Consider the following 14,553-nt stretch of genomic DNA (forward strand, 5'->3'; position numbering starts at 1 on the left):
AAGCAGACCATCCCTGACTGTCATCCAAAGCAGCCGACAGCACAGCACAGTACTGACTGTCCCTGCAATTCGGCCGACAGCACAGTACTGACTGTCCCTGCAATTCGGCCGACAGCACAGTACTGACTGTCCCTGCAATTCGGCCGGCAGCACAGTACAGACTGCCCATGCAATGCGGCCTGCATCATCGGGCTTGATTGCCCTGCAGAGCAGACTGGCTGTCGCATAACTGACTGCTGACCTCTGGCCTGTGAAATGACAGGTCAGGGGCTTTACAAAACAATTGTAAGAGCAAAATTCAAGCTGCACTCGTCAGTGAGGAGTTGTGCCGGGGCAAGATTGTATAATGAACTTTTCAGGTTGTTTTTATTGCGTCTGATTACCGATTATTGGTCCTGAATGTGCATTGTCAGGACAGATTTTCCTGCACTTTTCTGCCTGGTGAAGCTCTGTAATTTGTTTTATAAAGAGGGTATATGTCTGAGTTTAATATTGTTTTTGCCGCTGACAGCAACTATCTTCCATATACCTTTGTTGCCGTTCAGTCGATTATTGACCATGCTGACATTGCCCATAATTCTTCTGACAGCAAAGATGTTTTCGTCTTCAATATTCTTGTCGATGACAGCGTTAATATCAAAGATCTTGAGTCCAGATGCGATGCTTTTTCGTCCCGTAATCACGCAGCGGCAGTAGACTCTCAATTTAAGATTCTGCACGTGGACAAAGAGCTCTTTAAAGACTTTCCACAATTTAACAGCAGTGGTTCTTACTCAACATATTACCGTATGGTGATAGATGAGATTTTCGATGAGACCGTCAAGAAGGTTCTTTACCTTGATGTTGACATGCTGATTCTTGCAGACGTAAGAGAGCTCTTTAACTCCGTAGACCTTACAAATCACATCTACGCAGCAGCTCTGGACAGTTATCTCTTCTCGTCCAGTGACAAATACCATCTCATCAAAAAGTCAGGATCAGGTGGTAAGGATAAGAAACTTGCCTTGAGTTCATACGTCAACGCCGGCATGCTGCTTATCAGTCTTGATAACTGGCGTGCTGCCAATATCAGGCAGAAGTGCATAGAGTGCATGCACACTATCAAGGTCAAGTACCACGATCAGGATGTGCTCAACTATCTGGTCGAAGACCCAGTATTTGTCAGCACTGCATGGAACATGCAGACCTCTTATCTGGGCTGCATTACCGTCAGCAATGGCCGCATCATCAACATGCACACAAAGAAAACTGTTGATGAGAGCCTGTATCATGATTCTTTGCCGGTGCCGCTTGCTCAGTGTATTGAGAACCCCAGGATTGTGCACTTTGTAAGTCATAAGCCGTGGGTTAAGCCTTATCAGATAAATTATGGTGACACTCCGCCGGTTTTTACTCATGAGCACTTTAAGTGGGTCAACCAGTGGTTTGACACTGCTGAGCGGGTACCAGAGTTTGCCGAGGTACTCAGCGGCTTGAGATTTGACCATCTGATTTGTGCAAACACCAATATTCAGAGCCTTAATCAAAGACTGATCATTGAGTCCAATAAGCGCCGCTCCTTGAGAAATCAGATGATTGCACTCAATCTCAGCACCTTCTTCATTATGCTTGTATTGCTGATCCTGTTCGCTGACTAGCCCAGACAGTGGCCTGGGCAGTGGACCAGCCAGTGATCCCGGTGGGCCAGTACAGAAAAATAAAGGCCGGACATTCAGTCCGGCCTTTATTTTTCAGGGAATCTGATTTGTATCTGCAACGTGGTGTGACATTGCCTTACTGGTGCTCAGATCGGTTGTATGCATCTGTGTGACAGAGGGTCATGCCTGACGCTTTATAAAACGATACTGACAATGATTGTACCCAGAGTCAAAACAACAAGTCCTGAGGTAATCAGGGTAAAGAGTCTTACACTCTTGCGTAGTTTTCTCTTATAGATGAGCAGTTCATGCTGTATTTGCGCAATTACATAGGCGTTGTCACATGAGCTGTCAGCAATAGCCGGCATCAGCTCCATGCTGTACTCACTTACCCTGGCAGCGGTATTGCGCCACAGGCTCATGTAATAGTACTGATGTGGGCTTAGTATGTCTGATGTATCAGTGGATTTGTTATCAGATGGCAACCTGTGAGTCCAGGGCTTGATGTGAGTAAAGTGAATGATGTCAGGATGTGACATGAAGACCTCAGGGTCCCACTGATCGAAAGGCCCCATACTGCTGAACATTGTAGAAAGATCTTTCCATTTTCTGTTCTTAACAGTCCTGTTCATGGATTCGTAATAAAGGCCAGTCTGCATGTTCCATGAAGGGTCCATGAGAGTTACCTTGTCCTTGAAGATAACGTTCAATATGTCCTGATCATGAAAAGGGAAGCTGTAAGTCCTGGCAAGCTCAACTGCCCTGTCACTGATATGATTTTCACGCCATTGCTTCAGGTTAATGAGCAAAATACCGGCATTGAAGTAATTCTTACTGTGCATGGTCAGAGCAGGCAGGGAGCTGTCTGTCGATTTGACGCTGTACTGCTCATCACGCACGCACTGTGGATAGTTAACAACTGCACCAAGGACTGTCTGTGACCAGTCAGTGCTGTTAAACAGCTTTCTGATATCCTCAAGAACCAGGATATCCACATCCATGTACAGGCCGCTGTCTACAGTCGATGGAAGTACCTTGTCGAGCAGCAGCCGGTAGTAGGTTGAGTAGTTGCCGTCTTCGCGGAAAGGAACGCAGCCTTCAAACAGTTTTCTGTCTACAGACAGTACATTGAACTTAAAGTATACGCCCGGAAGCTGATTGCGCCTGGCAAAATTCTGGCACTTTATGCTCAAATCGCCGGTATCGACAGATTCATCGACGATAATATTGAAAACAATAAGATCATCATTCTTATCAGGCTGAGCTGAAGAACGCTCCAGACTGTCAACAATGGACTGAGCTGCAACCAGCGTATAGCGCAGGTAGTTGCTGTCTGATGAGAACAGGATGTTGTATTCAGACACGTTGTTTATCTTCCAGTTGCTTAAATGACTGCTGCCAGGACGTGCCCGCGCACTGTTTGATGGGGGGCTGCGACAGGGGCTGTGATGATGGGTAAGGCTGTATGCCGGGGACATTGCGGCAGCTGCCGGCTCAGCGGGCGACGCAGGGCGGCTACCAGATGAAATATAAGGCCCGGACATTAAGTCCGGGCTTTATTTTTCAGGGAGCCTGCTTTGTCACGGCCTCTGGCCATTACGAAAGAACCAGCTGCAAAGCATGCACATGTGCCGTTACCATTGAACCAGCTGCAAACCATGCACAGGAGCTGTTACCAGGGAACCAGCTGCAAAGCATGCACATGTGCCGTTACCATTGAACCAGCTGCAAACCATGCACAGGAGCTGTTACCAGGGAACCAGCTGCAAAGCATGCACATGTGCCGTTACCATTGAACCTGCTGCAAAGCATGCACATGTGCCGTTACCATTGAACCAGCTGCAAACCATGCACAGGGGCTGTTAAGTTACATTGCTTTCCTGATGTACCAGTCGATGGTTTGCTCCAGGGCATCCTCAAATGAGGTCTCAGGTACCCATCCAAGCTCGTTCTTGATTTTGGTCGAGTCTATGGCGTAGCGGAAGTCGTGGCCTGCGCGGTCCTGAACATAGGAAATAAGCTCCATGTAGGAACGGCCGTCAGCGCGTGGCAGCTTTCTGTCCATGATGGTACAGATCATCTTTACCAGGCTCAGGTTAGTCTGCTCATTGGAGGCACCTACATTGTAGGTCTCACCAGCCTTGCCGCTGTGGAAGATAAGATCAATGGCCTTGCAGTGGTCTTTGACATAGATCCAGTCGCGGATATTGCTGCCATTGCCGTATACAGGAATATGCTTGAGGGCAATGCAGTTGAGAATGGTCTTGGGAATGAGTTTTTCAGCGTGCTGCTTGGGACCGTAGTTGTTTGAGCAGTTAGAGATGGTTACATTCAGACCATAGGTCTTGAAGAAGGCGTGAGCAATGTGGTCAGAGCTGGCCTTGGATGCAGAATACGGTGAGTTGGGAGCATAGGCTGTCTTTTCTGTAAACAGGCCTTCAGCTCCAAGAGAGCCGTATACCTCGTCAGTGGAGATATGGTGAAAACGGCAGGATTCATAGCTCTTTCTTACCTGACCAGGGGCAGTCATCCAGTAGCTGTAGGCAGCCTGCAGGAGGTTGAAGGTACCGGTAATATTGGTGTCAATAAAGGCTCTTGGTCCGTTGATTGAGTTGTCTACATGGCTTTCAGCGGCAAAGTGGATGACGCCACGAATATCAAGGGAGGTAAAGATCTCTTCCATGGCATTCATGTCGCAGATATCAGCCTGAATGAAGCTGTAATTGCTCTTGCCGTGGCACTCGTACAGATTGCTCATGTCGCCGGCGTAGGTCAGCTTGTCCAGCACAATGACATTGTAGTCAGGGTGCCGGGCACAGAACTCAGGAACAAAATTTGAGCCGATAAAACCGGCTCCACCAGTAATTAAAATTGATTGCTTCATAAATAATTTTAGGAAGTGTCAGTATCTGCAAGAAATCAGTAAGAAACGCCACTGAGGTGCAGTTGGAAAAACATTATTCTCAGGTTCTGTTAAGTGTCTGCATTAAACTTCCATGCATGTCTCCATACCCCATGGCATCTCACAGGACATGTTCATGGACGGCTCCATATGTGTCAGATGACCATGCCAGGCATGTCTGAGGTGTGTCAGTGGCCATGCCCGGCATGCCTGAGGTGTGTCAGCAGGCCATGCCCGGCACATGCCTGAGGTGTGTCAGCAGGCCATGCCCGGCATGCCTGAGGTGTGTCAGCAGGCCATGCCCGGCACATGCCTGAGGTGCATCAGTGGGCCATGCCCGGCGCCTGCCTGAGGTGTGTCAGTGGGCCATGCCCGGCGCCTGACTGAGGTGCATCAGTGGGCCATGCCCAGCACCTGCTTGAGATCCTGGAGACTGTGGGCGTTCATATCCTTGTCTGAAAGGATGACATCAGTGGATGGCAGCTGCCAGTCAATGTTGATGTCCGGGTCATCAAAGCGAACTGAGTACTCCGACTCGCGGCAGTAGAGATTATCACACTTGTACGCAAAGGTAACAGATGGGCTAAGTACGGCAAAGCCATGCAGGAAATGACGTGGAATAAAGAGCTGCAGCTTGTTCTGTGCGCTCAGTTCTACGGCTACATGCTTTCCAAAAGTAGGAGAATCGGGTCTTATATCTACGGCTACATCAAGGACTCTGCCCTCAAGCACTCTGACGAGCTTGGCCTGAGAGTGTTCGCCCAGCTGGCAGTGCAGGCCGCGCAGTACTCCATAAACAGAGCTGGACTGGTTATCCTGGACAAATTCAGCGTTTATACCTGCCTCGTGAAAGTCTCTGATATTGTAGGATTCAAAGAACTCGCCGCGTCCGTCCCTGAAGACAGAAGGACTGACTATAACAACACCGTCGATAGCGGTTTTAGTACAGGTTATGCTCATCAGAAAGAACCTTATTCAGATAATCCTTGTAATTGGAGTTTTTCAGACCTGACGCTGTAGCTGCCAGCTGCTGAGCCGTAATAAAGCCTTTTTTATAGGCAATCTCTTCCAGACAGGCTATTTTCAGCCCCTGTCTTTTCTCAATAATCTGAACAAAGGTACCGGCATCGAGCAGGCTGTCGGGTGTACCGGCATCAAGCCAGGCATTGCCGCGCTTTAAAGGCAGGACATTAAGCCTGTCTTCCTTGAGATACAGATTGTTCAGATCGGTAATTTCCAGCTCGCCGCGCTCAGAAGGTCGCAATGATCCAGCTTTGTCAGACACGTCACCAGGGAAGAAGTACAGACCTACAGAGACAAAGTTTGACCTGGGCTCAGCCGGCTTTTCTTCAATGGATTTGACCTTGAATGAGCTGTCGAACTCTATGACGCCAAAGCGTGACGGGTTGGTCACATGGTAGGCAAGGATAGTTGCCTGTCCTGATGCTGTGCTTTGGGAGGCCTTCTTAATGTTCTCCAGCTGCTCATTGATGTAAAAGATATTGTCTCCCAGAATCAGGCATACAGGATCTTCACCAGTAAAGTCACGGCCAATCAAAAATGCCTGGGCAATACCTTCGGGCTTTTCCTGCACAGCATATTGCAGATTGAGGCCCAGAGAGCTGCCATCGCCAAAAAGCTGCCTGATATTAGGCAGATCTCTTGGGGTCGAGATAATCAGAATATCCCTGATGTCAAAGAGCATCAGTGTTGACAGGGGATAGTAGATCATGGGCTTGTCATAAACAGGCAGCAGCTGTTTTGAGGTTGTCCGGGTAAGGGGATACAGGCGTGAACCGCTGCCTCCGGCAAGTAGAATACCTTTCATCAATGCCACCTAAAAGTTGTTGTACTGAGAGCAGGAAAATGGTTGTGATGCCCGACGGTCTGCAAATGATTTACAGTCATACGGTCTGCAAATGATTTACTGTCATACGGCCTGCAAATGGTTTACAGCCAGTCTTGCCAGTACTGTTTGTTGTAAAAGGTCTTGTAGCGCCACAGAGGAATTACGAAAAACAGATAGACCCAGGTATAGTTTGATTTTCTTTTAAAGTACAGGAAAGGTATGAAATTAAAGAGCTTTATGTAGGTCCTGACACGGGTCTGTCTGTAGTAATCAATTTTGGCTGATATAACTGCGAACTCAACAGGATAAAGCTGACGATTAAGAGCTTTTACAGCGGCGTCGGCTGCAATCATCCTGTTCATCTGTCTGCTGGTGGTGGAGTTTTCATGCTCACGGTAGTGGTACAGGGTTTCAGGCAGATTATGCATTTTTGTAACGCCCAGCATGCGTGACCATAAGGCGTAGTCCTCGGCAGGGGAAAAGACGGCCTCGTACCTGATGCTGTTTTCAACAAGTACGCTTTTTCTTACCATGGCCGCTGTATGAGGAATGGCGCAAATCTCCATCAGAGCGTATTTGATCTGCTCGTGTTCTACAGGAAATGGCAAGGGCTCATTTCTGGGAATGGCAAGGCCCTGACAGCCCACCACGCCATAGTCAGGATGGGCATCAAGGAACTCAACCTGACGCTCCAGTCTTTGCGGCTGGGAGATATCGTCGTGATCGAATATGGCCAGGTACTCTCCTTTTGCCAGCTCGACAAGCCTGTTGCGGGACGGAGAAATGCCCATGTTTTTCTCATTTACCACATAGACAATGCGCGGGTCTTTGTAGGACTCGATAATGGCCCGTCTCGGGTCATCAGGGCAGTCGTCAAGCAAAATGAATTCGAAATCCTCAAAGCTCTGACTGAGAATGCTTTCAATGGCTGTTCTTAGGTGAGCTTCGTCAGTGCGATAAACTGGAGTAAGTACCGATACTTTTGGCATGTGAGCACCTTCGTAGGACATCATAATTATGGAACACCATATCACATTACCGGCAGGAAATTGGCACTTAAGGCTGATTTGCAGGTTAAGTGCACAAAAAAAGGCGTCGCAGGACGCCTTTTAAGCCTGAGCTCCGGGCTCAGAATAATGTGCAGTTAAAGACAGTCAAGGTCAGTCTTTGACGCACTCGCGAGACAGAATGGTTGGGCCGCTGTGCTCGAGCTGATCAGGGTAATCAAGGGAGTAGTGCAGACCGCGTGACTCCTTTCGCTCCAGGGCGGAGAGCACTATGATTTCAGCCACCTGCAGCAGGTTGCGCAGTTCCAGCAGGTTTTTGGAAACCTTGAAGTTTGAGTAGTACTCACTGACCTCGCGCTTGAGCAGGTTGATACGGTGCAGAGCACGCTGCAGACGCTTGTTGGTGCGCACAATGCCCACGTAGTCCCACATCATAAGGCGCAGCTCATGCCAGTTATGGGTGATAACCACCTCTTCATCAGAGTCGGTAACGCGGCTTTCATCCCAGTCGGGAATATTGAGACTGACGATATAGTCGCTGTCATCAATGTCAAGGTGCCTGAGCATGTTGGCAGCAGCTGCATGGCCATAGACCACACATTCGAGCAGTGAGTTGGAGGCCAGACGGTTGGCGCCATGCAGGCCGGTATAGGCCACTTCACCTACAGCATAAAGTCCGAGAATATCTGTTCGGCCCTTGCTGTCTACCATTACGCCACCGCAGTTGAAGTGAGCTGCTGGAACAATTGGGATAGGCTGCTTTGTAATGTCCACACCTACCTTGAGGCAGCGCTCATAGATGGTAGGAAAGTGCTTTTTAACGAACTCAGACGGCTTGTGACTGATATTGAGGTACATGCAGTCAGCACCGGTCTTTTTCATCTCGTGGTCGATGGCTCGGGCCACAATATCACGTGGAGCCAGTTCACCTCTTTCATCATACTCAGGCATGAAACGGCTGCCGTCAGCACGCTCAAGGGTGGCACCTTCGCCGCGCAGAGCTTCGGTCAGCAGGAAGTTGCGGTCATCGGCATTAAACAGGGTGGTAGGATGGAACTGGTTGAATTCCATATTGGCTACACGGCAGCCGGCACGCCATGCCATGGCAATACCGTCACCGGAGCTGACTTCAGGATTGCAGGTGTACTGATAGACCTTGGAGGCGCCGCCGCTGCACAGGGCTACATAGCGTGCCTTGATGGTCTCGACATGGTCGGTCTCTTCATTGAGTACATAAGCACCGAGGACACGGTTGCCTGGCAGGTTGAGTTTCTTGGTGGTGATGAGATCGATGGCGTAGCGGTTTTCCAGAATGGTTATGTTCGGATTTTCGCGGGCGCGGGCTACGAGGGTTTCCTGAATGGAGCGGCCAGTGTGGTCTTCGGCATGGAAGATACGTCTGTTTGAATGGCCGCCTTCGCGGTGGAGGTGATATGGGGACTGCTCTTCTCCGGCAGGTTCTTCCTTCATGTCAAAAGGAACGCCGGCATCAATGAGCCACTGGATTGAGTCGTGGGCATGTTCGGCAACGTAGCGGACTACGTTTTCATCACAGAGGAATGAGCCTGCAACACAGGTGTCCTTGACATGATTTTCAATCGAGTCCTCATCATCCTTGATGTTGTAGACTCCGGCAATGCCGCCCTGAGCATAGTTGGTCGATCCTGCGCAAACATCTGCTTTTGAAAGAACGATAACCTTTGCCTTTTTAGCAATACCCAAGGCCAGGGTAAGTCCTGCGGCACCACTTCCAATGATGAGGCAGTCTGTTGAAAATTCCATAGGTCCGACCCCCTATTGTTTCAGATTGTTCAGCTCAGGTGACACTTTCGTCTTCAGGCTGAGCCTGTGCAGCGATATTACTGCTGATGTGATTGTAGATCCCTGGTGGATCTGTGGGCAAAATTAATACAGATTTGCACCAGATTGAACCTGATTATAAAACCGGCCGTTTATAAACATCAGTGCCGGACAGGTGTTTTGTATGCCTTATGCGGTGATTTTTGCTGTTTTACAGTAAAAGGGCAAGTCTACGGGGCTGCAGGGGTACATTTCTTACAGATAATGCATTTGTTTTATAATGGCTGTCCCGGTGCATCTGGTTAACACTTGCCAGACCGGCTCTGCCCTGATTTGATGCACGTGCATGGGCACGCTAGCATGCCGACAAAGGCCCATCCAGTAAGGCTTTGTTCACGGCATAATCATTTTGGGAACTTTTGGGGAACTTAACTGCAACCCTCATGTCTAAACACTTGAATCACAATGTTGGAAGGCCATTATGACGATAAACAAAGATCTGGAAGATCCTGCAGCCGCCAGTGATCATGCTATCGTCGAAATGGTGCAGCAAGGCAATAAAGAGGCCTACAACATACTTGTGCTCAGGTATCAGCATAAGGTGTGCGAAGTTGCTTTCCGTTACGTGCACAATCATGTTGATGCCAACGATGTGGCACAGGAAGCTTTTATCAGGGCTTACAGAGCTCTGGGAAACTTCAGGGGCGAGAGCTCCTTTTATACCTGGCTTTACCGTATTGTCTGCAATACGGCCAAGTCCTATCTGGAGCAGAATCAGAAGCATCGTATGACACTTGATGTCGACGATCCTGATTTTGACAACCAGCAGGTTTCCCGGGGGCTTCTGACCAATGCAGAGAGTCCTGACAGTCTTATTGAATCAGATGAGCTGCACGATCTGATTATTCAGGCAATGAACGAACTGCCTGAGGAATTAAAACGAGCCATTCTGCTGAGAGAAGTAGAGGAGCTGTCGTATGAGGAAATTGCCTCATTGATGGACACTCCAAAAGGTACTGTAAGATCGCGTATTTTCCGCGCCCGTCAGTACATAGAAGAAAAGATGGCTCAGTTTTCACAAGGAAATTAGCTGGAGCATTTTATGCAAAACCTTTCATCAAAAACTAACGAGCATCTTCAGAACGCCTCGGATCTTTTTGATGGACGTTGCCATCAGCAGTCATCCGGGATGACTGAACTGCTCTCCTCAGATGAGGTCAAGTCTCATCTCAAAAACTGGGCATTAATCAGAAGCTCCTTACGTAATGAGCTGCCTGAAAAGATCGACCTTAACTTTTCTGACAAGGTCATGGCCGCCATTGCAAAGGAAGACATGGAAAAGGCCTGGGTTCCTCCATACGACGACACAGCCGATCTGCCTTCCTCACTCAGGGTTTCCTTTAACAGCGCTGCTGACATATCAGGCGCTCAGGACAGTGCTGAGGGTGCTGCAGCCGCATCAACCCGTCCTTTACTGCGCATGCTCAATCTCAAGAAGGCCGGTGTTTTCGCCTCTCAGATTGCCATTGCTGCAACCGTTGCTTCCGTAGCCGTCATCGGACTGCAGACCTACAATGCCTCATCCCCTGTCATGGAGAGCGTTGCCTCTACTGCCGCCACCAATGTCGGTCCTGTTGTTGGTCTGAGCCTTGCCAGCTATCAGAACAGCGACAATGAGATGATGATCAATCTCGACGCTGTCCAGGAAAATGGCGAAATGATCGCCCCTGGCTATCAGGCTGATCTCAAGCAGAAGCAGAAAGAAGAGCTTGATAAGATCAATGTCTATGTAAGAGGTTATGTTCTGGACACAGCCTCCAACAAGTAAGCTTCAAACAGTTACTTGCTGAACAAAAAAGCCTGCTTTCCTGACGGAATGCAGGTTTTTTTATGCCCTTTTCAAACCGGCTGCGTCCCGCGCCCCGATCTGAACCTGCCAGGACGCAGCGCGCTGCCTGGCCGCCATGGCCGGCCTTGCCAGCCCGATGCCGGCCAGGCATGCCCTGGCGGCCTGCTTGCTGACTTTGCGCAGCTGCTGTGCTCATTCATGACAAGGCAGTCAGACAATGTCTGTTTCATAAGATAGAATAAGATGGTGCTGCATTCATGCAGTTGCGCGATCCGGATACTGGAGTGCAGCTGTGTCCTGCAGCTGGACTGCCACACAATGGTAATAACAGTGCTGCAGAGCAGCCGCAAAATGGTGATCTTATGAAGCTCAAATCTGTTTTGGTACTTTCTGCGCTCTCAGGCATGCTGATGTCCTCAGCTGCCATGGCAGAAACGAGATCGGCCGGCCTGAATCTGCTGCAGGGGCCTGCCTGGGGCAGTGCGCCGGTCAGGGCACTGGAAGACAGTGGCGATGCCACTTTGCAGTGTATGGATTCTTTCAATGAGAGCAGAGACAAGGTTCAGTCAGCAACCACCCAGTCAGTAATCATTTTTTCAGGCTCCAACAATGTCATTGCGCCTTATATCACTCTGCAGAGCAATGGCCTCAACGGCAAGCACTATGTGCTCTGGCAAAGCCTCAACGGTGAAGTGCGCGGCTATGCCCTGCGTGATGGCAAAGGCTTTGATTATGCCAACAGTGCCGGCAGCTCTCATCCTCTTACCTGGCATCCTACCCTGATCTGGGACAATCTTTTTGGCAGCCGCAAGGAGCTTAAGAACTATTCCTGTGTGCTGACCGGCCGTACCCGTGTTATGGGCAGAGGTGTAAGTCTTATCCGTCTTATTCCTCAGGAGGGTCTGAGATATTCATTTATCCTGGCCAAGGAAGATGAATCTGACTTTCCTATTGAGCTGACCATTGTAGACAGCAAGGGAACGGTTTCAGGAAGACTTACCACCATGGACAGCCGCATTATTGGCGGCATTGATTTTCCAATTGCCGATGCCGTTTTTGACAAGGCCGAAAAGGGAGAGGCTGATTTTGAGGCGCGCCGATCATCCGTAAGGCATGATAAAAACGACAGCAGGGACGAAAATGACAGCTCCATAACAGCCCGGCAGTCAGGCCAGACTGCCAGCATGCTGGCAGACAGCGTCCAGCTCAGCACCCCGCCCTGTGCCGATGGCGATGACAAGTGTAAGCAGACAACCGGAGCGGAAAGCGCTCTTGCCGGTGGCGCTCTGAGTACAGATACCACAAGTCAGGCCGGCGCCTCACTTAATGCCTCAGGCAGAGATGGCCGTCTTGCTGCCTCAGCTGACAAGAAGCAGACTGATATTCCGCACAACCGCAAAAAAATCTGGCAAGAGCTTAGTATCCCTGATGTCTATACTCTGGCCTCAACAGGTGACTATCCCGAGGGCGGCCCGGAGTGCATTTATCAGGAGTTCTCCGATGGTCTGACTTCATTTCGAGTTTATCGCAACAAGCGAAGCTCTATTTTCTACCCTGTCTTAAGCAATGGCACCCTGACCATTGTCAGAAAGAACAGCTCCTCGCATGAGTATTCTGTTGTGGGCGAAGTTCCTGTAAGTCTTGCCGAATACGTCCTCAAGCGCATTCATGACTGAAAGACGGACATATAGCGCCCCTGAGCCAGCCCCGTAAGGCGGGCATGACTGAGCCAGCACGGTAAGGCGGGCATGACACAATGCGGCCATGCTGCTGTGCCGCCCGCCCGGCCGGCTTGCCTTACTGGGCGTGCATGATTTCGGGGAATGCAAGGGTTAATTTCAAAAGGTATGTTCAGTGAGCACCAAGTACTTTGTAATCAGTCTTAAGAAGTCAGTTGAAAGACGAGCAAGCATCTCTTCAATTCTGTCCAGTCAGGGCGTGGATTTTGAAATCTTTGACGCCACTTATGGCAAGGAGATGACTCCTGAGGAGCAGGCTCTGTTTCACAGCGGATCCGATCCTGTCCTGAACATGAAGGCAGGCCGCAGTGTGTCCATTGGCGGCTCTCTTTCGCCAGCTGAAAAGGGCTGCGCTCTGTCGCACCTGAGACTGTATCAGCACATCCTTGATCAGGGCCTTGAGCATGCCGTCATTATGGAAGATGATGTCCAGCCTCATCCTGATGCCTTTGAGGCTGTAGCCAGAGTGGACTGCATCAAAGAGTCATGGGATGTCATCAACTTCTCCTCAGATTACGGCATTCGCAGTCTGCCAGGAGCCCGCAAATACTTCTTCAGGGAGGATAAGAACTTCTACTTCCAGCGTCTGGGCATGCGCAACGATGTACTTGATGCCATCTTCAATACCAGGCGTATTGTACTGTTCAACATGATGTACATAGTTACTGCATCAGCATGTCGCAAACTGCTGGAAATTGGCTATCCTGTGCGCTTGCCAGCGGATTATCTTAATGGCATTATTGCCTGGAATAATTTAAAAACCTTTGCGGTTTTTCCGCATAATCACTTCTATGCTGAGCCGGTTTTCGAATCAACCATTGGTGATCGCGCTGACCATAAAATTACCCGTCTTTAGTCCTGAAAAGATCTTCAGCTCCGGTAATCATCAAGCCTGTGCCACGCCAGTCATAGGGAGCAATTAACAGTTTAAGGAGATTTCGGTGAGTGCCAGGTACTTTGTAATCAGTCTTAAGAAGTCTGCAGACAGGCGTGAAAACATCTCGTCTGTGCTCAGAGCACATGGTGTGAACTTTGAAATCTTTGATGCCTCATACGGGGTTGAGCTTACAGACCAGGAGCGGGCTCTGTTTTCCAATGAGGATCATTGCGACCTCCACCTGATCAACGGCACCACAGTCAGGGTGGCCGATCAGCTGACTCCATCTGAAATGGGCTGCGCCCTGTCGCATCTGAGACTGTATCAGCACATTATTGACCAGGGGCTTGAGTATGCTGTCGTCATGGAGGACGATGCCCAGCCGCATCCAGATGTCTTTGAGGCCATTGAACATCTTGACTGCATCACAGAGCCATGGGACATAGTCAACTTCAGCGAAGATCACAACGGTATCAAATCTCTGCCTCTTGCCCGCAGGTATTATTTCCGCGACGACAAAAGCTTCTATTTCCGCCGTCTGGGAATGCGCAATGATTATCTTGATGCCCGCGTCAATGCCCGTCATCTGGTGGCCGTCACTGCCCTGTATGTGATAACTGCCAAAGCCTGCCGCAGGCTTATTGAGCTTGGCTATCCTGTAAGACTGCCGTCTGACTATCTGTCAGGCATGATTGGCTTTAAGGAACTGTAAGCAATTAAATTGATCTTTTAAAACCATTGATTCGATAGTTCCAGAGAGGAAATGGCCCAATGGGTTCCATGTCTATCGATTTCATCTGGGCATCACTGATTTTGATGCCTGTTTCATAGCTGTTGAAATCTGGTACGCACTTTACTGTGAGACCAGTTGTTGTTTTGGTAGAACCAATAAG

General features: G+C 49.5%; 12 protein-coding genes. 6 read left to right on the plus strand and 6 right to left on the minus strand.

Annotated elements, in window-relative coordinates; translation table 11 throughout:
- The first annotated feature begins 476 nt into the window (after nucleotides 1-476).
- Nucleotides 477-1,637 (plus strand): glycosyltransferase family 8 protein, encoded by a 1,161-nt coding sequence (locus MXE41_RS09630; protein ID WP_247100327.1) that lies wholly within the window; start codon nucleotides 477-479, stop codon nucleotides 1,635-1,637.
- Between the two features lie 194 nt (nucleotides 1,638-1,831).
- Here MXE41_RS09630 and MXE41_RS09635 read toward each other — a convergent pair whose 3' ends face one another.
- The 6 genes from MXE41_RS09635 to nadB form a co-directional block, all read right to left on the minus strand.
- Nucleotides 1,832-3,001: a glycosyltransferase family 8 protein gene (locus tag MXE41_RS09635; protein ID WP_247100328.1), complete on the minus strand. Its 1,170-nt coding sequence runs from the start codon at nucleotides 2,999-3,001 to the stop codon at nucleotides 1,832-1,834.
- 503 nt (nucleotides 3,002-3,504) lie between these two features.
- The gene (gene rfbB / locus MXE41_RS09640; RefSeq protein WP_247100329.1) at nucleotides 3,505-4,521 is read right to left on the minus strand and encodes a dTDP-glucose 4,6-dehydratase; all 1,017 of its coding nucleotides are present in this window, start codon (nucleotides 4,519-4,521) and stop codon (nucleotides 3,505-3,507) included.
- Between the two features lie 411 nt (nucleotides 4,522-4,932).
- Nucleotides 4,933-5,493, minus strand: a complete 561-nt coding sequence (gene rfbC / locus MXE41_RS09645) for a dTDP-4-dehydrorhamnose 3,5-epimerase (protein ID WP_246976304.1) — start codon at nucleotides 5,491-5,493, stop codon at nucleotides 4,933-4,935.
- The gene (gene rfbA / locus MXE41_RS09650; RefSeq protein WP_247100330.1) at nucleotides 5,480-6,376 is read right to left on the minus strand and encodes a glucose-1-phosphate thymidylyltransferase RfbA; all 897 of its coding nucleotides are present in this window, start codon (nucleotides 6,374-6,376) and stop codon (nucleotides 5,480-5,482) included. Before rfbA ends, rfbC begins: the two co-directional genes overlap by 14 nt.
- Before the next feature lie 113 nt (nucleotides 6,377-6,489).
- On the minus strand, nucleotides 6,490-7,401 hold the full coding sequence (locus tag MXE41_RS09655; RefSeq protein WP_247100331.1) for a glycosyltransferase family A protein: 912 nt from the start codon (nucleotides 7,399-7,401) through the stop codon (nucleotides 6,490-6,492).
- A gap of 147 nt (nucleotides 7,402-7,548) precedes the next feature.
- On the minus strand, nucleotides 7,549-9,177 hold the full coding sequence (nadB, locus tag MXE41_RS09660) for an L-aspartate oxidase (RefSeq protein WP_247100332.1): 1,629 nt from the start codon (nucleotides 9,175-9,177) through the stop codon (nucleotides 7,549-7,551).
- Nucleotides 9,178-9,676: 499 nt separating this feature from the next.
- Here nadB and MXE41_RS09665 point away from each other — a divergent pair, with 499 nt between their 5' ends.
- The 5 genes from MXE41_RS09665 (at nucleotide 9,677) to MXE41_RS09685 (ending at nucleotide 14,372) form a co-directional block, all read left to right on the plus strand.
- Complete coding sequence (locus MXE41_RS09665; protein ID WP_246975782.1) at nucleotides 9,677-10,285, plus strand: sigma-70 family RNA polymerase sigma factor; 609 nt, start codon at nucleotides 9,677-9,679, stop codon at nucleotides 10,283-10,285.
- 12 nt (nucleotides 10,286-10,297) lie between these two features.
- Nucleotides 10,298-11,023, plus strand: coding sequence for an RseA family anti-sigma factor (locus MXE41_RS09670; protein WP_247100333.1), 726 nt, complete (start codon nucleotides 10,298-10,300; stop codon nucleotides 11,021-11,023).
- A gap of 551 nt (nucleotides 11,024-11,574) precedes the next feature.
- Nucleotides 11,575-12,720, plus strand: coding sequence for a MucB/RseB C-terminal domain-containing protein (locus MXE41_RS09675; RefSeq protein ID WP_247100334.1), 1,146 nt, complete (start codon nucleotides 11,575-11,577; stop codon nucleotides 12,718-12,720).
- A gap of 178 nt (nucleotides 12,721-12,898) precedes the next feature.
- Entirely contained in the window at nucleotides 12,899-13,639 is a 741-nt protein-coding gene (locus MXE41_RS09680) for a glycosyltransferase family 25 protein (RefSeq protein WP_246975775.1), read from the plus strand.
- An 85-nt stretch (nucleotides 13,640-13,724) separates the two neighbouring features.
- A complete protein-coding gene (locus MXE41_RS09685; RefSeq protein ID WP_247100335.1) occupies nucleotides 13,725-14,372 on the plus strand; it encodes a glycosyltransferase family 25 protein in 648 nt (215 codons plus the stop codon).
- Nucleotides 14,373-14,553: the final 181 nt, after the last annotated feature.

This window comes from Anaerobiospirillum sp. NML120449 (assembly GCF_023051105.1).
Classification (GTDB): Bacteria; Pseudomonadota; Gammaproteobacteria; order Enterobacterales; family Succinivibrionaceae; genus Anaerobiospirillum.